Genomic DNA, 20,005 nt, shown 5'->3' with positions numbered 1-20,005 from the left:
AGTATCAGCTGCCTTGTTGATCGACAATCTCACCGTTCACAGAAATTCCTCGTACAACCGCGTCTTCTCCAATTTGAAAATAATATCGGTACGGGCCTTTTTGAATCACCGTTGCCTCGGTGAACGTATTGTCATGATGAGATTTCGTTTCAATCGTATCGATTTCTGGATTGTTCACTTCTCCAAATCCCACATTGAAAGAATGTTCGACGTTTCCGGCTTCATCGTATTCTCGTAAAAATGTGCTATATGAGGTGAAATTGTCGTTTTCATAGTGCGTCCACCCTCTTGGTCCAAGAAGCTCCCACCCTTCCTCGTTATTCCCCTCAAAGAACTGGACGACTAGTGCCTCCATCTTATTTTGAAACTCACTATTATCTTGAAACTCTATGACATCTTGGAACTCTGCTGGATCTGGAATCGTCGTGTACATGACGATGGTCACCCCATCGTGACGGGTTGTATAAATCAATTTATTCATGTCATAAGTGAGACCCTTAGCCAACGCCTCGTCAAAATCATCATATTTCCCAAACTCAAACTTCCCCACCTCAAACGCTTGAAGTTCACTCTTCAATAGCGAATTCACGATATTTGAACTGACCACAACGAACAGGATGATCAACCAAAGTCTAATTTGTTTCATAGTATCCCCCATTTTATTCACGTTCATTTCGTTCTACATAATATTTCCATCTTACGGTGTAGAATCCTCTATCATGATGCACAAGTTGATCTTTAACGTTTGTGAATCATGACGTGACACTGCGCGATTTTTAAAAACGTGATACAATACACGTCGTAAACTAATCAGAAAAACGAGGGATACCATACATGATTACAGTAAATAACGTCAGCCTACAATTTGGCGGCCGCAAGTTGTTCGAAGACGTGAACATCAAGTTCACACCAGGCAACTGTTACGGATTAATCGGTGCAAACGGTGCCGGTAAATCGACATTCTTAAAGATTTTATCAGGTGAGCAAGATACGACGACGGGTGATGTGAGCATCACACCGGGTGAGCGTCTCGCCGTCCTCAAACAGGACCACTATGCGTATGAGGACAGTGCTGTTCTCGAGACCGTCATCATGGGTCACGAGCGTCTTTATAGCGTCATGAAAGAAAAAGACGCGATTTATATGAAAGAAGATTTCTCAGACGAAGACGGCATGCGCGCAGCTGAACTCGAAGGTGAATTCGCCGAGTTGAACGGTTGGGAAGCAGAGTCGGAGGCGTCGATGGTTCTTCAAGGTCTCGGCATTACAGAAGCGCTTCACCAGAAACAAATGAGCGAACTCACAGGTGGCGAGAAAGTCAAAGTCCTTCTTGCCCAAGCACTCTTCGGTAAACCAGACATCTTGCTTTTGGACGAGCCGACCAACGGACTTGACCTAAAAGCAATTCAATGGTTGGAAGAGTTTTTGATCAACTTTGAAAACACAGTCATCGTCGTTTCCCACGACCGTCACTTCTTGAACAAAGTCTGTACGCATATGGCAGACCTCGACTTTGGAAAAATCCAATTGTACGTCGGGAACTACGACTTCTGGTATGAGTCAAGCCAACTTGCTTCACGTATGGCTTCAGACCAGAACAAGAAAAAAGAAGAGAAAATCAAAGAACTTCAAAACTTCATCGCACGTTTCAGCTCGAACGCCTCAAAGGCGCGTCAAGCAACGTCACGTAAGAAGTTGCTCGATAAGATCACACTCGATGACATTCGTCCGTCATCACGTCGTTATCCGTTCGTCGGATTCACGATGGAACGCGAGATCGGGAACGATGTTCTCTATGTCGACAACGTATCGAAGACGATCGATGGCGTAAAAGTACTCGACAATGTCACGTTCTCACTCAACAAGACGGACAAAGTCGCATTCGTCGGTCGTTCGGACGTTGCCATCACGACACTCTTCAAAATTCTTATGGGTGAGATGGAACCAGATACAGGTTCGGTCAAATGGGGCGTGACGACGACTCAGTCGTACTTCCCGAAAGACAACTCGGAATACTTTGAGGGCTCGGAAAAGAGTATTTTGGACTGGTTGCGTCAGTTCTCACCAGCCGATGAGTCAGATACGTTCCTTCGCGGATTCCTTGGTCGCATGCTCTTCTCAGGTGAAGAAGTCATGAAGAAAGCGTCTGTCCTCTCAGGGGGAGAAAAAGTACGCTGCATGCTCTCGAAGATGATGCTCTCGAACTCGAACGTGCTCGTCCTCGACGATCCAACGAACCACTTGGATCTTGAATCAATCACTGCACTTAACAACGGTCTCGAGTCGTTCAAAGGCGTGCTTCTCTTCAGCTCACATGACCATCAGCTCATCTCGACGATTGCGACACGCATCATCGAAGTGACACCGAACGGCATCGTGGATAAAGAAGCAACGTACGATGAGTACTTGGAGAACGAAGCGCTTCAACAACAAGTTGAATCACTCTACCAAAACGCATAATAAAAAATCGGCTCAAACGCGAGCCGATTTTTTTATTTAACGTCTACCGTCTCCATCACGTGTTCATGAATGTCATGACCTTTCGTGACATGGACTTGAACGTTGTATGCGCCAGATTCAGTAAAGGTGTACGATCCTTTATACATTCCTGCCTCTGCCTCTTCCAACTTCACCCACTCATGCTTTTCTGCCCCGTCTTGGAAGATTTCGAGTTGTACGTCTGCTCCCGCGAGCATCTCCTCTTCAATCATAACGTGCACCATGAACGGTTGTTCTTCACCTGCTGTCGCCTCTTTTGGGTCAAGCGTGATATCCGCTCCAGCGTGGTGATGATGGTCACTATCCTCTTCCGCTTCGGCAGCCGTTTCTGGATGTCCGACTGTCACGTTCGTCGTCGGCATCGTGTGCATCGAACGAGCCGTCACGTGAACTTGGACCGTGTAGACTGCCTCTTCAGCGAACGTCGTCTCCGCTTCATAGACGCCATCTTTCGTGAGCGTCGCCTTAATCATGTCGCTCTCTTCTTTCGCACCGTTCTTCCACACTTCGAATTTAATCTCATCCGCATCGTCTACAGGCTGACCGTCTTGCGTGACTTTTACAGATAAAGGTACTGTTTCTTCTTTTTCTGCCGTCGCCGCCACCGTCAACTCTGCTTCAACAGGTTCCATCGATTGTGGAACAGCTGCGCTTTCCGCTTCTTTTTCCGTGCCGCATGCACCGAGTACGAACAGGCCGATGAGTCCAAACACGACCCCAAACCGTGTCATCATCTTTTTCATCATAAGTCCTCCTTATAAATCGCTTACATCTTTCACACATTCTTCATGATACCATCCCTTTCCAGAAAGAGTGTGAGCATTCTGTGATATATCCCACGATACGTTCTCACAAATTTCACACATATGATTAATTGAAAATTTATCGTGTGCATTTCCGAATTTTAGTCCATCATTTCTAAAAAGGGGTATATAAAAACTATATAGGGTGTGCATTTGGAAAGTCTTAACATCAAGAGGATGACATCATGAATGGAGGCGAATTCAGATGAAACGTAGGGTCATTCGTGGGGCGATGGCATTTTTCATCTTATTGGCGATGGTGATCACACAATCGATTTCCGTCAGTGCCGCCGCTTCAAAATTTATCACGAGTGTGAACACGACGAGCAAGGTTGTCGCGTTGACATTTGATGACGGGGCAGACGGTGCGAACACGAACAAGATTTTAGACATTTTGGCAAAAAACAACGTGAAAGCGACCTTCTTTTTAACCGGATCGGGTGCGAACAATCATCCCCAATACATTAAAAACATCGCTACAAAAGGACATCAGCTCGGTAATCACTCGTATACGCATCCTGATTTCACCAAACTGACTGCCACTCAAATGAAATCCGAACTCGACCGCACGGAAGCTTTGATTAAATCGTTGACTGGCAAAACGACGAAACCACTTTTTAGAGCACCGTTCGGAGCCGTCAATAGTGCCGTATTGAACGGCGTCGGCGCCGCCGGATATGGATACACGATTCAATGGAACATCGATACAATTGACTGGAAAGGATTGACCGCGAGTCAAATCAATACGAAAGTACAAACCAATATTAAACCGGGTTCCATCGTTTTGATGCACACAGGTGCGGGGGCACCGGGCACCCCACTCGCATTACCAACGATGATTTCGCAACTCAAAGCAAAAGGGTACAAATTTGTCACGGTTTCGCAATTACTCGCCTATCAAAACACGTCAACGAACAAAACGTATACCGTGAAATCCGGTGACACGTTGTACAGTATTGCACGGACATACGGTGTCACCGTATCGGCTCTTGCTGCCGCAAACAATATCACGAACTATAACTTGATCTATGTTGGACAAGTGCTCATCATTCCAGGAACAACCGTCACACCACCACCTACAACGACCGTGAAATATACCGTGAAATCGGGTGACACGCTCTACAAGATTGCGACAATGTACAATACGACTGTCGCAAAAATCGCAGCCGCTAACAATATCACAAACGTCAACCTTATCAGTGTCGGACAGGTGCTCATCATTCCAGGAACGACCGTCACACCACCTCCTACGACAACCGTGAAATATACGGTGAAATCTGGGGACACACTGTATAAGATTGCGACAATGTACAATACGACTGTCGCAAAAATCGCAGCCGCCAACAACATCACGAACGTTAACCTCATCAGTGTCGGACAAGTGTTGACCATTCCAAAGTAACAGTACTCAAACTAAAAAAACCGCTGCGCGTGCAGCGGTTTTTTTAGTGATGATGTCCACCACCGTGACCATGTGACTGAACTGTCGATTGTTCAATCTGATCAATTTGATCTTGTGGTACATCACCGACAATCATCCATGTGGTCGGTGTATACACTTTCTGCCCTTCATGCACCATGCCGTTCACTTGATAGATGCCTTGATCGAGCTTCACGCTCGTCACGAGATATCCATCTTTTTCGGTTACTTCGTACGTCCGTGTCTCTTCCGACTCGTAAGGTGTGACTTGAATATGACTTTCCGTCACACGTTCGTCATTCGATACTTTCATCGCAAGCGTCGTCGATCCAACCTCTACACGTTCAGGTACAATCAATTGAATGCCGATCGGATCAATCGAGCGGTCGACCGTTTGAAGCTGACACGCTCCTAACCAAAGTGTCGTCATGATGACAGGAATGACTTGGATGAATCGTTTCATGCTGCCACCTCCGCTTTCAACTTTCGACGGCCAATAAACCAATCAAATACAAGAACGACGAGGATACTGATCCCTGCGAGCGGTAATGTGACACCGAGAAGTAAAATCAAGATACCGACGATTCGTTTGATTCGTTCGTCTTCAAACCGCTTCATTTGTTCGATGGATCCGACTTTCCGTTTGCGCCACATCACGAATGAGCTGATGACGACAAAAATAAGACCTAGACAAAGCGCGACTCCAACCAATTGATTGAGTAATCCGAATAGGCGACCTTCATGGAATGCGATTCCGACCGTAATCAGTTTTCCGAGAATCCCGTAATCCGCATACGTCACAGAACTAAGTGTCTCACCACTATATTGATCTAAGTTCACCGTTGCTTCTTTGAACGGGTGTCCTGCTGCCGATGTGACAGTGTATACGCCTGTCTCACCTTGTGGCAAAGAAACGGTATACGGGCGCTCAATCGAAACTTCACTCACCACACGATTTAAATCAATTGGCAATAGCGAACTCGGTGAAGACGCTGGGACGAGGTCTGCTTGTGTCGCCCAAGGCACGTCTTCTGCCACATCTTTCGTGGTCACGGTTGATTCAGGTTTAGCACCGAACGCATACGCGTACATCGGTGTTCCGGTGTTTGTCGATGAGGAAACCCATTGCAACATCGCACCCGACACGGATGACCAGGCCAATCCTGAACTGATGATGATGACAAGTCCTAACGATGACCATAAAGCGACGCTACCGTGCATTTGCTTCCACCACTGCCGCCCTTTCCCGAGCTTCGGCATAAGCATCCGAATCGGGTTTTTCCCACGTGGCCAGAATAAGAATGTCCCCGTAATAAGAAGAATGATCGCCCAGGACGCCGCGAGTTCGACGACCCAGTTCCCGATTTGACCACCTAATAGTGTGCCATGAATCAAAACTAATAGATCCATGCTGCTTTCGGCAGTTCGTGTTCCTAAAACTTCTGCCGTTTCTGGATGAATATATGTATACATCATCTCGTCATTGTTCATCCAACCGATTCGAGTCGATTCTCCTTCACCTGGCAAACGGATCGATGTGATCATCGCCTCCGGATGTTCTGCCAGGAATGATTCTTTTTGGACTTCAATCGGTTGTTCTTCGGCAAATGATGCCGTCATCATGTCTCTGTATTGCATTTTCGTTAATTGCGGTTCAAATAAATAAATGCTGCCCGTCACAGCCAGGATAATGAAAATCGGCGCAAAAATAAGACCTGCATAAAAGTGCCAACGCCAAACCGCTTGATACCAAGCGTTGCGTTTCTTTAACCGTTCCCCCTGCATGATGCTTCCCCCTTTATCATTGTGTCCAACTTGTGAACAGATTGAGTATACAAGGAATGGAAACGGTTTATTCTTGTCAATTGTGACAACTATTCGTCGAATTGGAGAAGTGAAAATGAACTTCAATTCATCTTTTTTTCACATATTTACTGAACCGACTCACACACTTTCACACAAATAAAGAGACGCCAACAAATCGGCGTCTCCAAAGTGTGATTAATTTGTGAATTGCTCTGCTTCTGTCGAACCGGCAAGTGCAGTCGTGGATGATTGCCCACCTGAGATGACGAGTGAGACTTCATCGAAGTAACCCGTCCCGACCTCTCGCTGGTGACGTGTCGCCGTGTAACCATGTACTTCAGCCGCAAATTCTGCTTGTTGTAACTCCGAGTACGCTGCCATCCCACGGTCTTTATACCCGCGTGCGAGCTCGAACATGCCGAAGTTGAGGGCGTGGAATCCAGCAAGTGTGACGAACTGGAACTTGTATCCCATTGCGCCGATTTCTTGTTGGAACGTCGCAATCTCTTCATCTGATAGCTTCTTCTTCCAGTTAAATGATGGCGAACAGTTGTAAGCGAGAAGTTTGCCTGGATACTTCGCATGAATCGCTTCAGCAAATTGACGTGCCTCTGCCAAATCAGGTTCAGACGTCTCACACCAGACGAGGTCTGCATATGGCGCATAAGCGAGACCACGAGCGATCGCTTGCTCGATACCAGCTTCCGTCCGATAGAAGCCTTCCGGTGTACGCTCTCCAATGATGAACGGGTGATCGATTGGATCGATGTCGCTCGTGATCAAGTTCGCCGCATGCGCATCTGTCCGCGCTACGATGATGGTCGGGACGCCCATGACGTCTGCCGCGAGTCGAGCCGAGATCAAGTTTTTCACAGCCGTCTGGGTTGGGAGTAACACCTTCCCACCGAGGTGACCACATTTCTTCTCAGACGAGAGCTGGTCTTCGAGGTGAACGCCAGCAGCTCCCGCTTCGATCATCGCCTTCGTCAATTCGAATACGTTGAGGACACCACCGAACCCGGCTTCCATATCCGCGACAATCGGTGCGAACCAATGTGTGTCACCTTTTCCTTCTGCCGTTTGAATTTGATCGGCACGTTGGAGCGCCTGATTGATTCGTTTGACGACACTTGGAACCGAGTTGGCCGGATATAAACTTTGGTCCGGATACATGTGACCTGACAGGTTAGCGTCTGCCGCTACTTGCCAGCCGCTCAAGTAAATCGCTTCAAGTCCTGCCTTCACTTGCTGAATGGCTTGGTTTCCTGTCAACGCGCCGAGTGCATGCACGTAGTCACGCTCGTGCATCAATTGCCATAAGCGTTCCGCCCCCTTTGTCGCGAGCGTCTGTTCAATCACAATCGATCCTCGTAATTTCATAACATCTTCTACGGAATATGGACGTTCTACCCCTTCAAATCGTTCCGACTTCCAGCTATCCATCAATTGTTCGCGTTGTTTCATCAATAAACCCTCCTGTATTATATTAATTTCAATAAATTAGATTTGTTATATAACAGATAGTGCAAAATAAATGGGTTAGTCAAGGTAAGCACAGCACTCCAATGCCGCTTTGAACGTCGAGTGTTCCATTCCACAGCAACGACAGACGTTCTCTTCGTCCCGATCTTCCGGTTTGCGGAAGACGACGACTTCATCAATCGGTTCCTTCATGATTTGAAGTGATCCATCTGCCCGGTCCAAGACGAGACGCATCAAGTCGTTCCCGTATACGAATGCTGTATTCGCCAAAGAAGCTGTCGATTCTCCAGATACGATGCGGCGGACGACCCAACGTTCAATCAACTGTTCGCTTTCCATTTTTTTCGTAGTCATGATGAGGTTCCTCCTTTAAGGTTTAACTCCATAGTTTGTCGTTTCATAAATTCACGGCGACGGCGATGTAAGATCGGTTCTGTGTACCCGTTCGGTTGTTTCAACCCATGAAACACGAGTTCATGCGCAGCTTGATAAGCGATCGATTGATCGACGTTCGGTGTCATCGGTCGATAATTTGGATCTGCCTCGTTTTGTTCATCGACGACCTGTGCCATTCGATAGAGTGTGACTTCGACTTGATCTGCTGAACAGATGCCATGATGCAACCAGTTGGCCACGTGCTGGCTTGAAATACGAAGTGTTGCCCGGTCTTCCATTAGCCCAATATGATGAATATCTGGCACTTTCGAACAACCAACACCTTGTTCGACCCAGCGAACGACGTATCCGAGCAATCCTTGCAAGTTGTTCTCGAGCTCTTCTCTGATTTCGTCTTGCGAATAGATGCCTGTCGCAAGCGGAATATCGAGGAGTTGTTGTCGTTCATTTTCCAAAGCAGGTTGCTGCATCAATTGTCGCTGCACAGCAAAAGCGTCGAGTTGATGATAGTGCATCGCATGGAGCGTCGCTGCCGTTGGGGAAGGCACCCACGCCGTTGTCGCCCCGGACCGTACGTGCGCAATTTTTTCACGCATCATGTCCTGCATCTGATCAGGCATCGCCCACATCCCTTTCCCGATTTGTGCACGGTGATGGAATCCGCTCTCGAGACCAGTCGATACATTCAATTGTTCGTATGCAGCGAGCCAAGGAGACGTCTTCATCTCTCCTTTTCGACGCATTGGTCCAAGTGTCATCGAGGAATGAATCTCGTCCCCCGTCCGGTCGAGGAAGCCCGTGTTGATGAAGACGACCCGATCTTTCACTTGAGCGATACAGTTTTTTAAATTGAGCGACGTTCGTCTCTCTTCATCCATCACGCCGACTTTTAACGTATGGCGAGGAAGGCTCAATCGATCTTCCACGGCGTCAAACAAGTCGTTGCTGAATGCCACTTCTTCAGATCCATGCATTTTTGGCTTGACGATATAGATGGACCCTTCCCGAGAGTTAAGGTTGCGATGTAGATGTCGACTCGCAATCAGTGAAGTAAAGATGGCGTCTACTATACCTTCTGGTACCTCGCGACCTTCTGCATCAAGCATCAAGTCTGTCGTCATCAAGTGTCCGACGTTCCGAATGAATAAGAGCGCGCGTCCCGGGAGGACGACTTCCGCTCCACCTTTTCCGATTAAACGCTTATCCTCATTCAAATGTCGTGAGAGTCGCTTCCCGTTCTTTTCGAACGATGCTTCAAGCGTCCCATCCATGAGGCCAAGCCAATTGCGATACAGATGAACTTTGTCTTTCGCACAAACGGCTGCGACCGAGTCCTCACAATCCACGATTGCGGATAGGGCTGATTCGAGCTCGATGTCCATCAGTCCAGCAGGGTCGACTTTCCCGACCGGATGTTCACGGTCGAATTGCAGTTCAACGTGTAAGGCATGGTGCTGGAGCATCAATGTTTTCAAATTGTTCAAGTCCCCGGTATAACCGACGAAGGAATCATGTGCGAATGCGTGCTCATCTTCCCCAATCACCGCGTAGGCGACATCATCACGAACGAAGTAACGTGTCACTTCCCCGTGCGATCCTGACGGCAAAGGGAACGTGTCATCTAGAAACTGTTTTGCCAATCGAATGACTTCATTGCCGCGAATGGGATTGTATCCCGGCCCTTTTTCCGTACCGTCCGTCTCTTCAATCATGTCTGTTCCATAAAGGGCGTCGTAAAGACTTCCCCATCTGGCATTGGCGGCGTTGAGTGCATATCTAGCATTGTCTAATGGTACGACGAGTTGCGGACCGGCTTGATGCGCGATTTCTCGGTCAACATTCGACACGTCAATGTTGAAATCTTCGACGACCGGTTCGATATAGCCGATTGACGTTAAAAACGTCTCATATTCGATCGGGTCGACTTCGTCTTGCTGACTGTACCACTCCTGTAACAATCGTTCGTATGTCGCACGCTTTTCTAGAAGCATCTGATTCACTGGAATGAAACGCTCTAGAAGCGATTCAACACCTTCCCAAAAATCGTTGATTTCATGGGGTTCAAGTACGTTTGTATTCACGAATTCAAACAGCTTCTCATGAACATGGTACGTATTTAGCCGTTCGTAATGTTCCAAGCGCTCACATCCTCCTTAATCATTGTTATATATCAGTTGATTACAATATAGACTATTATATAACAGTTTGACAACCCATTTCTTAAAACTTTTTATTTGAAATCTCCTCAAGATGGGTTTACTATACATTGTGTGACCCATCAATGATTGAGTCATCAATGATTTGAGGAGGCGATGTGCATGCGAGATTCTTGCTCGCTTCGTGATCAAATTCTCTATCACATCATCACCGTACAAAAAGAATTGGGGCAATTATTCGACTCCGAAATGGGCGGGCTCAGCTTAAGTCGCTATGACATTTTAAGCAACCTGTATCACGTCGGTCCATTGCGGCAACGTGAATTGCAACAACGCGTTGATGTCGATCATGCGGCTATCACCCGACACCTGAAACAGCTAGAGACACAAGGACTTATCACGCGTAGACGTTGTGAACAGGACAACCGTGTCATCTATGTCGAGTTGACAGACGATGGTCGTGAACAAATTGCACATTGGACTGAGCAAAAAGAGTGCTTAACGGACCGACTTTTTGTCAACATGAAGGTAGAGGATCAACAACAGTTATTAACATCTTTGACGATGTTACAAGATACAATTGACCATGAAAGGAAGACAACAATATGAACACTGCTACACAAAAAGACTTTATGGAGATTGTCAAAGGACGCCGTTCGATTCGTGTATACGATGAGAACGTCAAAATCTCAAAAGAAGAAATGACACAAATTCTTGAAGAGGCGACGACAGCACCTTCATCACTTAACCTACAACCATGGCGCTTCGTCGTCATCGATAGCGCAGAAGGAAAAGAAACACTCCTTCCACTCGCAAGCTTCAACAAACGCCAAGTCGAAACGTCTTCAGCGGTCATCGCACTCTTCGCTGACTATCAAATGGCAGACTACACAGAAGAGATTTTCGATACAGCGGTAGAACGCGGGATGATGCCGGCCGAGGTCCGTGACCGTCAAGTCGACATGATCAAAGGCATCTTCAAAGACGCACCGAAAGAAATGATTAAAGACAGCATCATGCTTGATTCAGGTCTCGTTGCGATGCAACTCATGCTCGTCGCACGTGCACATGGTTACGACACAAACCCAATCGGCGGATACGATAAAGCGAACATCGCTGAAGCGTTCGGCCTCGACAAAGAACGTTACCTTCCAGTCATGCTTCTCTCAATCGGAAAAGCAGCAGAAGAAGGATATCCATCAGTACGCTTCCCAGTCGACCGCATCACAGATTGGAAATAATTCAAAAGGGTACATCGCCGAGGCGATGTACCCTTTTTTCATCCGATATATTTGACGACTTCGTTAAAGTCACGACGTGTTTTCGGGGCAAAATCGCGCGCCCGGTACCCAAATGCGACCATGACCGAAAGCGACCATTCGCCTCGTTCCATGACACCTTCTGAGATGAGCAACTCATCGATTTCCTCTTGATTAAACCCTTCAATCGGGCATGAATCAATCTCGATTTGTGCGGCCGCCGTCATCATGTTCCCAAGTGGGATATATGTCTGACGCTTGATCCATTCTTGGAAGACGCGCTCATCGTCTAATAGACGATAATCGTTCTCTTGAAACTCCTGTACCCGTTTCACGCGTTGTGCGTATTCTTCTTCCGTGCGACCTTGTACGCCCGTCACGATATGACGAATATAGTCCGCATCGTAACGCATCGCTTTCGGTGTTCTTGCGAGAATTAACACGAAGTGACTCGCAGTCAAAGCCTGACCTTGCGCTCCCCATGCGTGATCTTTAATTTTTTGGAGTAAATCTTCCCGACGGACCACGACAAACTGCCACGGCTCAAACCCGAACGAACTCGGGGAAAGACGTCCTGTCTCTAAAATGAACTCCATGTCCTCTTCTTTGATTTTACGGTCCGCATCGAATACTTTCGTCGCTTGACGCCAACGATACGCCTCTAAAATGTCTTTCTTTTTCATCGTACTCACTCCTCCATCACCAAGATGATTCCATCATATCAAAACGATAAATCAAAAATCGCTCATGAAGATTCTTGAGGGGTAGTCGAACGGTCTTCAAATAGTGAAAAGGTGTCTCGTCGTTCAAATAATGGAGATACGCATCTGTCGGATAATACAGAATCACATCGACTGGACGAGGATCTGTTTCAACGGATGCTATGATATTTGAAATGACTTGTCGAAAGATGTTTACCGAGAACGGATTAAAGAAGTAGAAGCGGTTCGCCTCTTTCGGAATCGTAAATTGTTCTGCCAGTCCTTGTTCCAATTGAACACTTCCTCGGGTCCGGTGTTTCTTCGTATAACTCACTAAATTTTGAAGCGCCTCTTCGTGGAACCCACCGTCCATCTCGACACCAATTGCCCGCACACGAAACGTATACGCCAAATAGAACGGCAGACGCCCCTTGCCCGAACCGAAATCCACGATGGTATCTGTGGACTCTAGCGGATACGCATCTCGAAGCAAATCGAGCGCTTCGTAAGGAGTCGGTTCATAACGGTGATATTCCGCCGACGACGGGAATCCCTGCTGAGGTTTAGCCGTCTGGATGTGTAATAGGTGCTCATATTGCTGTTCGTTCATGATGAACCTCTTTCTTGAATGGATTGGAAGAATGGATGCCGCTCCATCTCCCTCGTGAACGACGTATGCTCCTGATAGGCGACATACAATAGATAAATCGGAACCAACACTTTGAACCAGCTCGGAAGGAGAATCACGCTCGTGACCCCGAGCGGAATGAGTCGAAACCATAAATTCCGATGACTCGGCGTTCTAAAGTACATAAGGAGTGCCATCGTCCGTCTGACGGTTCCAAAGCGATTCGGTCTCGGTCGATACAAGGGACGTTTTCGCTCACTCGTCTTTTCGATGGCACCTGAGGTTGTCAGTAGCATACGGTCGAACGAGGCACGTTCACGTTCCCCAATCTCAATCTCGCGACCGATACTCGGATGTCGCGACACCCAGCCTTCCCCGACGTATAATGCAAAGGTGACCATCACGCTTCCAATCAATACACCGAGTAACACCGACTCAATCAATAGCGCATACACGCCTACGAAAGCAAGGAGTATGATCAAGAATCGCTTCGTAAGGTGGGCATGTCGGAGGCGAAGTTGATATTGAATCCACGCATGACACCAGGCAAGCAGGAAAAGTGAGGCTCCGAATGCGAGAATCTCGACAGCACTTCTTCCCTTCATGTGAAGAATCGGCGTAATCAATAAAAGATAGAATCCGTATTGAATGACATGTTGAACGAGATGATATGAAACAGAATACCATTTCAACTGTCGAATCATGCTCCGGTCAGACACGAGGATGATGTCGGCGCGCTCCACCCAGACAAAAATACGATCTTGCCACATCACCCACCCGAACAGGATTGTCCATAACAGGTAAGGTACATCACGCATCCAGTCAAAATCACCTTGCCATATACGCCAGTAGGAATAGCCTGCCCATATGAGCAGAGGGACTACCCCATATAAAAAAATCGTCCAATCGACAATCAATCGGACTGTCTTCCACTGTTGCTTCATATAACGGGAAACACGCATCCAAAATAGTCGTTTCGCAATCATCGGAGCGCCACATCTTCCATCATATCGAACAAGGTCATCCCTTCTGTTTTGAGCGTTTCTCGAATCTCTGCTTTCGTCCCACTCGCCAGCAGTTGTCCGTCATCAATCCATACGAACCGGTCGCATAACCGCTCGGCCGTATCAAGAACGTGCGTAACCAATAAGACAGCGGCTCCCCTCATGCGCTCCGCTTCTAACAGTCGAAGTAGCTGAATCGTCGTCGTTGCATCCAACCCGATAAACGGTTCATCGACAATCAATACATGCGCTTCTTGGATGAGCGCCAATAAAATCATCGCCTTCTGTTTCATCCCTTTTGAAAATGAAGAAAGATAGCGGTCTGTCACATATTCTAGTCGGAAAAGCTGCAGCAACGCCTCTGTCTTTTCTGTCGAATCCACGCCCGTCAATTCTTGGACGAGCGCGATATGTTCAGATAGTGTCAAATAATCGTAGTAGACCGGTTGCTCCGGGATGTACGCATAGCGTTCCAACTCGACTGTCCCTTTCATCCAAGGAATCGTCCCTGTCAGACAGGCAATGGTCGTCGTTTTTCCCGCTCCGTTCGACCCAATCACCCCTAAAATTTCACCAGTCCGCACTTCGAACGCAATGCTTTGAATGACAGGTTCGTTTATCTCGTATCCTGCCTTTTCGATTGCTACGATCATCTCTTTTCCCCCTATTTAGAACGAAATCGAGCATCATTCCTTTCGCCTTATCCCAGTATAACCCAAATAATCTGAACAGATGATAGACACTCCGGTTGAAGCGGTCTCTTCATGCATCACTCACGATTATTTTTTTCTGAAGGTTGAGTGAGATTCGTTTACTTTAGCGTGGTAACGTGGAATGATAATGATAACAACTCTTTAAAGTGAGGTGACGGCGTGTCTACCACCGAGTACGAACAAGCGACATCTATTTTGCACCACCTCTTTACCGCCTCCTCCTTCGTCGGAATCGATTTTGGTTCTGGCCCTAATCATCATCTCCTCTATTTTAGCCGCCAAGGACTGGAATCATGGATCTCAATCGAGGGACCTTGGCATGTCCATGCCACACAAGACACATTTGACGAAGGCGAACAACTCGAACAACTCATGCGGCTCCGTCGTGAACGCATCCATCACGTACGACTCGGAGACGATCACCCGCATCTCGAACTTCAATTCGAATCCGGTTCTCTACTATTCATCAACGGATACCAAGAACACTTTGAGTGCTGGCAAGCAGGAGACGCGAGACCACTTGGTGGAGACGCCTATCTGTTGGTCGCGATGCCACAAGGCGAGCTCGCAATCTTTGCGGATGGAGACGACGAATGAGCACATGGATGGAAATTATTATGTATATGTTGATTGCTGGGGGCATTAGTCTCGCGATCATCTTATTGCGAAAAATCACGAAAGCATGAAAAAAGCGGCCGAGGCCGCTTTTTTCATTTGACTGATTCTTCTTCGTATAAGCTCGCACCTTGTGAACGAATCACATCTTGGTACCAGAAGAACGATTCTTTCCGTTTTCGCTCTAACGTCCCGGTACCATCGTCATGTCGATCCACGTAAATGAAGCCGTATCGTTTGCTGTACTCACCTGTTGAGGCACTCACCAAGTCAATACAACCCCAACTCGTATAGCCCATCACTTCAACCCCATCTTCGATGGCATCCATCATCCCTTTTAAATGGTCGCGCAAATAATCGATTCGGTAGTGATCATGAATCGTTCCGTCCGACTCGATTTGATCATATGCACCTAATCCGTTCTCAACGATGAATAATGGAAGCTCATAACGTTCATATAATTTGTTTAAAATGACACGGAGTCCCGTCGGATCAATTTCCCATCCCCAGTCGCTCGCTTGTAAGTATGGATTCTTGACACCGCTCATGATATTACCTTCCGCCTCATCCTGACCTTTTTCAGCCTTTTCAGTGCGCGACATATAATAACTGAGTGAAAAGAAATCCACTGTATTCTCTTTGAGGATATCAAGGTCGCCATCCTCCATGGCGAGTTCAATGCCATTCTCTTCGAAGAAGCGTTTCGCAAAGCTCGGATACTTCCCGCGTACGTGAACGTCTCCGCAGAAGAAGTTCATCATCCGCTCCGCATCATGTGCATACCAAACATCATCTGGGTTCGAGCTGTATGGATAAACTGGAGCCGCGATGAGCATACATCCAATTTGCATCGATGGGTCGATCTCGCGTGCTGCTTTCGTCGCGAGTGCACTTGCAACTAGTTGGTGATGAAGTCCCTGATACGTCAGTTGTAATGTGTTTTCTTCTTCTCGGACCGCAATGCCTAGGCTGAGCATTGGCATGAATTGAGCGCCATTGATTTCGTTAAACGTCAACCAATATTTGACCTTCCCTTGATAACGTTCGAATAAGACGCGACTATATCGTTCAAAATAGGTGACGAGACGGCGGTCCCGCCAACCCCCATAATGTTTTGCAAGATGTAGCGGCATCTCATAGTGTGAAATCGTGACAAGTGGTTCAATCCCTTGTGCGACCAACTCATCGATGACACGATCGTAGAATTGAAGACCTTCCTCATTCGGTTGCGTTTCATCCCCGTTCGGAAAAATTCGTGACCAGGCAATCGACATACGGAACGTCTTGAATCCCATTTCTTTAAAGAGGGCGATATCTTCTTTATAGCGATGATAGAAATCAATGCCTTCATGGTTCGGATACGAATGTTCCTCATGTAATTCAAAATCGAACGTCGGGTCATGAATGATTTTCATTCGCTGTTTCCCACCAGGCATCACGTCAGCAATCGAAAGACCTTTCCCACCTTCTTGATAACCGCCTTCTAATTGGTTGGCCGCAGTGGCTCCGCCCCATAAAAAATCACTTGATACTTGTTTCATCTTGTCTCCTCCTTTGTTATACAATGACGCGTAATACGCCATGATTCGCTTCTACCGCTCCTGTGTAAGTTGGTAATACGTCTAAATAATGATCGGTATTCGTGACAATGATCGGCGTGATCGTGTCATACCCTTCCCGGGCGATGGCATCCATATCGAATCGGACGAGCGGATCTCCTTCTCTCACTTTCTGTCCATTCGTCACAAGCGTTTCAAAATACTTTCCGTTTAGTTTCACCGTGTCTAAACCAATATGAATCAACACCTCAACACCGGTATCAGACCGAAGGCCAATTGCGTGTTTCGATGGATAGACCGTTACAATTTCACCATTGAACGGGGCATACACTGCGCCTTCTGAAGGCATGATGGCAATCCCTTTCCCCATCGCCCCACTCGAGAACACTTCATCACGAACCGTTTCAAGCGACACGACTTCCCCTTTTAATGGAGCCGAGACCGGAAAGCCTACTTGCTCAGATACAGACTGGGCGACCTCTTGTTCCTGCGACTCGACTGTCACTTCTTCTTTGTGGAACACCATCGTCAAAGCGAGTGCAACCACTGCCGCTACCGCCATTCCGATAAATGCGCCGTAAAAGGCTAAATCGACACCCGTTGCCGGAATCATGACCGGGATACTGAAGATTCCGAGTCCTCCCATCGCATAGGCTGCTGTACCGAACAGACCACCAATGACACCACCTGCCGCTCCACCAATCATCCCGAAAACGAATGGCTTCTTACGAGGTAATGTTAATCCATACATCGCCGGTTCTGTGATTCCGAAGACACCCGCAATGGTCGAGGAAGTCCCTAACCCTTTCACTTTTGGATTTTTCGCCTTTAACGTGATTGCTAAAACAGCACCGACCTGACCAAATGTGGCCATCAATACACCGACAACGATTGTATCCATACCGACAACCGATAAGTTGTTGATGATGATTGGCACAAGTCCCCAGTGAAGTCCGAACATGACGAGCACTTGCCAGAACGCACCGATGAATGCGATGGCGATTGTCGGGCTCAAGTCATATAAGAACGAGTATCCGTTCGCTAATCCTTGACTCGCATATGTCGCAACTGGTCCAATGGCTAAAAAAGTCAACGGGACAACAAGTAACAATGCCATCATCGGCGTTGTGAAGTTTCGGACGGCCTCATGTGTATGGCGGTTGAAGAATGTTTCTACTTTTGAAGACACATATGTCGCCAAGATAATCGGAATGACCGAAGACGCATAACTCATCAAGACGACTGGTACATTGAGAAACGTTAACGACTCACCTGCTCCTTGAATCGCAACAATCGAAGGATAAACGAGTGCACCCCCGATGATCATCCCAATATACGGGTTACCACCAAATTTCTTCGCGGCCGAATGTCCCAAAATCACCGGTAAGAAGTAAAATAGTGCGTCTGCCGCGGCATTTAAGACGACATACGTTCCCATCTCTTGTGTCAATAATCCGAGCGCAACGAGAATCGCAAGCAATCCTTTCAAAAGACCACTACCTGCCATTGGTCCGAGAATTGGCGTAAAGATTCCAGCGATTACATCAATCAATCGGTTGAACACTCCTGATTTTTCTTCATCATCAGTCGAAGATGTCTGGAAACCACCGACATCGACAACCTCTTTGTAGACATATGGTACATTGTTTCCGATTACGACTTGAAACTGTCCACCACTTTGAACGACGGTGATGATGCCATCCAGTTGTTTCAATGTCGCCGCACTCGCTTTTGATTCATCCTTTAGTTTGAAGCGTAACCGCGTTGCACAGTGAAAGACGCTCTTGACGTTCTCCTTGCCACCGACATGCTGCACAATCGTTTCTGCCAGTTGTTTATATTGTTCCATTTTGTTCACTCCTCATCATTTTAGGTAAAAAGAAAAACCTAAATCACCACACAAAAAATTGTGTAGTCATTTAGGTTTGGCCTGCATCATCAGTAACCATCCTTAGGATCGACGTTCTTTCATTAAGTTTTCGATATGAATCATCATGTACAGCCGTTCGTCCATCGATACATCGTAATGATATTTCGTCGCAATCAACCCGGCGATCTTTTCGACACATTCAAATGCTTCCGGATATCTTTGCTTCACCATCAGGAACAAAGTTTCGTCACCCGTTGATTTGACCTTCTCTCCAGATGCGAGACGCTGCACAAAATATTTTAGATGGGTCAAAAAGCGTGCATAAGCGTATGATTCCTCGTCCAATTCGATTTGAAAGTGATACGTGATGATCGTCAGAATCGCTTGCGTAGCTCTCGTCATCTCGGTGACGAGATGAAGATTCTCACCTTTAACACCAGACATCGTCGCATTGACGAGGTGTAAGGCGATTGCCACTGCCTCGTCCTCATCAAGTTTGACCTCATGTCGCTCATTGATCAGGTTAACCGCTTCTTTCCCGATAACGAACTCTGGGGCATAAAATCGTTTCACTTCCCAAACGAGAGGATTTCGAATTTGGATTCCATCTTGGTACCGACTGAGTGCAAAATGAAGGTGGTCAGCCAGCGTCACATATAGTGAGTCATGGATGGGTTGGTCCAATCGCTGTTCGGCCAATCTGACAATCTGCTTCACCGTTTCCATCTCAGCTGTCGGCATTTCATTTAAAAAGTGAACGAAACGCTCATAGCTCTCTTTACTCTCGAGCGTAAAGATTTTTTCGATTCGTGTCTGATCGATCTGATCGCCCGGTCGTTTTTGAAACGCAATCCCACGTCCCATCACGACCTGCTCTTGACCGTTCGCATCGATGGCTACGACATTGTTGTTGAACACTTTTGAAATATGCATGGTCTCCTCACCTCGCTCTCATTCAACTGAACTGAAAAGAAAAAAACCTAAATTCACACCAGAGTCCAACATGGAGTCATGGCATCAATTTAGGTTTTGCCTGCATCACCAGTAACAATCCCAAAGTGGATTTTCTTCTTTTCGATATAAGCATACTCCCT

The 20,005-nt window shown here is 47.1% G+C and carries 19 protein-coding genes; 5 read left to right on the top strand and 14 right to left on the bottom strand.

Features of this window, described 5'->3' with window-relative positions; genetic code table 11:
• Nucleotides 1-4: 4 nt before the first annotated feature.
• On the bottom strand, nt 5-646 hold the full coding sequence (locus KNO85_RS11415) for a hypothetical protein (protein ID WP_214790198.1): 642 nt from the start codon (nt 644-646) through the stop codon (nt 5-7).
• Nucleotides 647-834: 188 nt separating this feature from the next.
• Here KNO85_RS11415 and KNO85_RS11410 point away from each other — a divergent pair, with 188 nt between their 5' ends.
• Nucleotides 835-2,460, top strand: coding sequence for an ABC-F family ATP-binding cassette domain-containing protein (locus tag KNO85_RS11410; RefSeq protein ID WP_214790196.1), 1,626 nt, complete (start codon nt 835-837; stop codon nt 2,458-2,460).
• A gap of 32 nt (nt 2,461-2,492) precedes the next feature.
• On the opposite strand, the gene KNO85_RS11405 is transcribed toward KNO85_RS11410, so the two are convergent.
• Nucleotides 2,493-3,242 carry a FixH family protein gene (locus tag KNO85_RS11405; protein ID WP_214790194.1) on the bottom strand — a complete coding sequence of 250 codons (750 nt, stop codon included), beginning with the start codon at nt 3,240-3,242 and terminating at the stop codon, nt 2,493-2,495.
• 265 nt (nt 3,243-3,507) lie between these two features.
• Between KNO85_RS11405 and KNO85_RS11400 the strand changes: the two genes are divergently transcribed.
• Nucleotides 3,508-4,704, top strand: a complete 1,197-nt coding sequence (locus tag KNO85_RS11400) for a LysM peptidoglycan-binding domain-containing protein (RefSeq protein WP_214790192.1) — start codon at nt 3,508-3,510, stop codon at nt 4,702-4,704.
• A gap of 43 nt (nt 4,705-4,747) precedes the next feature.
• On the opposite strand, the gene KNO85_RS11395 is transcribed toward KNO85_RS11400, so the two are convergent.
• The 5 genes from KNO85_RS11395 to KNO85_RS11375 all read right to left on the bottom strand — a co-directional run bounded on the left by KNO85_RS11395 (nt 4,748) and on the right by KNO85_RS11375 (nt 10,544).
• Complete coding sequence (locus KNO85_RS11395; protein ID WP_214790190.1) at nt 4,748-5,185, bottom strand: hypothetical protein; 438 nt, start codon at nt 5,183-5,185, stop codon at nt 4,748-4,750.
• Entirely contained in the window at nt 5,182-6,507 is a 1,326-nt protein-coding gene (locus KNO85_RS11390) for a PepSY-associated TM helix domain-containing protein (RefSeq protein WP_214790188.1), read from the bottom strand. The genes KNO85_RS11395 and KNO85_RS11390 overlap by 4 nt, the downstream gene beginning before the upstream one ends.
• Before the next feature lie 216 nt (nt 6,508-6,723).
• Nucleotides 6,724-7,992 carry an isocitrate lyase gene (aceA, locus tag KNO85_RS11385; RefSeq protein WP_074036681.1) on the bottom strand — a complete coding sequence of 423 codons (1,269 nt, stop codon included), beginning with the start codon at nt 7,990-7,992 and terminating at the stop codon, nt 6,724-6,726.
• 75 nt (nt 7,993-8,067) lie between these two features.
• Complete coding sequence (locus KNO85_RS11380) at nt 8,068-8,364, bottom strand: hypothetical protein (protein WP_015880380.1); 297 nt, start codon at nt 8,362-8,364, stop codon at nt 8,068-8,070.
• Nucleotides 8,361-10,544, bottom strand: a complete 2,184-nt coding sequence (locus KNO85_RS11375) for a malate synthase G (RefSeq protein ID WP_214790186.1) — start codon at nt 10,542-10,544, stop codon at nt 8,361-8,363. The genes KNO85_RS11380 and KNO85_RS11375 overlap by 4 nt, the downstream gene beginning before the upstream one ends.
• Nucleotides 10,545-10,724: 180 nt before the next feature.
• Here KNO85_RS11375 and KNO85_RS11370 point away from each other — a divergent pair, with 180 nt between their 5' ends.
• Nucleotides 10,725-11,171 (top strand): MarR family winged helix-turn-helix transcriptional regulator, encoded by a 447-nt coding sequence (locus tag KNO85_RS11370; protein WP_214790184.1) that lies wholly within the window; start codon nt 10,725-10,727, stop codon nt 11,169-11,171.
• Nucleotides 11,168-11,803, top strand: a complete 636-nt coding sequence (locus tag KNO85_RS11365) for a nitroreductase family protein (protein ID WP_015880377.1) — start codon at nt 11,168-11,170, stop codon at nt 11,801-11,803. Before KNO85_RS11370 ends, KNO85_RS11365 begins: the two co-directional genes overlap by 4 nt.
• 38 nt (nt 11,804-11,841) lie before the next feature.
• Here KNO85_RS11365 and KNO85_RS11360 read toward each other — a convergent pair whose 3' ends face one another.
• The 4 genes from KNO85_RS11360 to KNO85_RS11345 are packed head-to-tail and all read right to left on the bottom strand — an operon-like array spanning nt 11,842 to nt 14,807.
• Nucleotides 11,842-12,504: an NAD(P)H-dependent oxidoreductase gene (locus tag KNO85_RS11360; protein WP_214790182.1), complete on the bottom strand. Its 663-nt coding sequence runs from the start codon at nt 12,502-12,504 to the stop codon at nt 11,842-11,844.
• Between the two features lie 16 nt (nt 12,505-12,520).
• Nucleotides 12,521-13,132: a class I SAM-dependent methyltransferase gene (locus KNO85_RS11355; protein WP_214790180.1), complete on the bottom strand. Its 612-nt coding sequence runs from the start codon at nt 13,130-13,132 to the stop codon at nt 12,521-12,523.
• A complete protein-coding gene (locus KNO85_RS11350; protein ID WP_214790178.1) occupies nt 13,129-14,136 on the bottom strand; it encodes an ABC transporter permease in 1,008 nt (335 codons plus the stop codon). Before KNO85_RS11350 ends, KNO85_RS11355 begins: the two co-directional genes overlap by 4 nt.
• Nucleotides 14,133-14,807 (bottom strand): ABC transporter ATP-binding protein, encoded by a 675-nt coding sequence (locus KNO85_RS11345; RefSeq protein WP_214790176.1) that lies wholly within the window; start codon nt 14,805-14,807, stop codon nt 14,133-14,135. The genes KNO85_RS11350 and KNO85_RS11345 overlap by 4 nt, the downstream gene beginning before the upstream one ends.
• A 219-nt stretch (nt 14,808-15,026) precedes the next feature.
• On the opposite strand from KNO85_RS11345, the gene KNO85_RS11340 reads away from it, so the two are divergent.
• Nucleotides 15,027-15,464: a hypothetical protein gene (locus tag KNO85_RS11340; RefSeq protein ID WP_214790174.1), complete on the top strand. Its 438-nt coding sequence runs from the start codon at nt 15,027-15,029 to the stop codon at nt 15,462-15,464.
• Nucleotides 15,465-15,577: 113 nt separating this feature from the next.
• Here KNO85_RS11340 and KNO85_RS11335 read toward each other — a convergent pair whose 3' ends face one another.
• The 3 genes from KNO85_RS11335 to licT all read right to left on the bottom strand — a co-directional run bounded on the left by KNO85_RS11335 (nt 15,578) and on the right by licT (nt 19,844).
• Entirely contained in the window at nt 15,578-17,023 is a 1,446-nt protein-coding gene (locus KNO85_RS11335; protein WP_214790172.1) for a glycoside hydrolase family 1 protein, read from the bottom strand.
• Between the two features lie 16 nt (nt 17,024-17,039).
• On the bottom strand, nt 17,040-18,890 hold the full coding sequence (locus KNO85_RS11330) for a beta-glucoside-specific PTS transporter subunit IIABC (protein ID WP_214790170.1): 1,851 nt from the start codon (nt 18,888-18,890) through the stop codon (nt 17,040-17,042).
• A 102-nt stretch (nt 18,891-18,992) separates the two neighbouring features.
• Nucleotides 18,993-19,844 (bottom strand): BglG family transcription antiterminator LicT, encoded by an 852-nt coding sequence (gene licT / locus KNO85_RS11325; protein ID WP_214790168.1) that lies wholly within the window; start codon nt 19,842-19,844, stop codon nt 18,993-18,995.
• Nucleotides 19,845-20,005: the final 161 nt, after the last annotated feature.

This window comes from Exiguobacterium sp. s124, assembly GCF_018617485.1.
GTDB lineage: Bacteria > Bacillota > Bacilli > Exiguobacteriales > Exiguobacteriaceae > Exiguobacterium > Exiguobacterium aestuarii.
Note: the sequence above shows the minus strand (reverse complement) of the source record. Positions and strands in the feature narration are given on the sequence as shown.

Excerpts from the sequence above, each read along its gene's own strand:
- KNO85_RS11335 (WP_214790172.1), bottom strand. The coding sequence starts at position 17,023 with ATGAAACAAGTATCAAGTGATTTTTTATGGGGCGGAGCCACTGCGGCC.
- KNO85_RS11365 (WP_015880377.1), top strand. The coding sequence starts at position 11,168 with ATGAACACTGCTACACAAAAAGACTTTATGGAGATTGTCAAAGGACGC.
- KNO85_RS11405 (WP_214790194.1), bottom strand. The coding sequence starts at position 3,242 with ATGAAAAAGATGATGACACGGTTTGGGGTCGTGTTTGGACTCATCGGC.
- KNO85_RS11395 (WP_214790190.1), bottom strand. The coding sequence starts at position 5,185 with ATGAAACGATTCATCCAAGTCATTCCTGTCATCATGACGACACTTTGG.
- KNO85_RS11345 (WP_214790176.1), bottom strand. The coding sequence starts at position 14,807 with ATGATCGTAGCAATCGAAAAGGCAGGATACGAGATAAACGAACCTGTC.
- KNO85_RS11390 (WP_214790188.1), bottom strand. The coding sequence starts at position 6,507 with ATGCAGGGGGAACGGTTAAAGAAACGCAACGCTTGGTATCAAGCGGTT.
- KNO85_RS11370 (WP_214790184.1), top strand. The coding sequence starts at position 10,725 with ATGCGAGATTCTTGCTCGCTTCGTGATCAAATTCTCTATCACATCATC.
- KNO85_RS11360 (WP_214790182.1), bottom strand. The coding sequence starts at position 12,504 with ATGAAAAAGAAAGACATTTTAGAGGCGTATCGTTGGCGTCAAGCGACG.
- aceA (WP_074036681.1), bottom strand. The coding sequence starts at position 7,992 with ATGAAACAACGCGAACAATTGATGGATAGCTGGAAGTCGGAACGATTT.
- KNO85_RS11330 (WP_214790170.1), bottom strand. The coding sequence starts at position 18,890 with ATGGAACAATATAAACAACTGGCAGAAACGATTGTGCAGCATGTCGGT.
- KNO85_RS11415 (WP_214790198.1), bottom strand. The coding sequence starts at position 646 with ATGAAACAAATTAGACTTTGGTTGATCATCCTGTTCGTTGTGGTCAGT.
- KNO85_RS11380 (WP_015880380.1), bottom strand. The coding sequence starts at position 8,364 with ATGACTACGAAAAAAATGGAAAGCGAACAGTTGATTGAACGTTGGGTC.
- KNO85_RS11355 (WP_214790180.1), bottom strand. The coding sequence starts at position 13,132 with ATGAACGAACAGCAATATGAGCACCTATTACACATCCAGACGGCTAAA.
- KNO85_RS11400 (WP_214790192.1), top strand. The coding sequence starts at position 3,508 with ATGAAACGTAGGGTCATTCGTGGGGCGATGGCATTTTTCATCTTATTG.
- KNO85_RS11410 (WP_214790196.1), top strand. The coding sequence starts at position 835 with ATGATTACAGTAAATAACGTCAGCCTACAATTTGGCGGCCGCAAGTTG.
- licT (WP_214790168.1), bottom strand. The coding sequence starts at position 19,844 with ATGCATATTTCAAAAGTGTTCAACAACAATGTCGTAGCCATCGATGCG.
- KNO85_RS11350 (WP_214790178.1), bottom strand. The coding sequence starts at position 14,136 with ATGATTGCGAAACGACTATTTTGGATGCGTGTTTCCCGTTATATGAAG.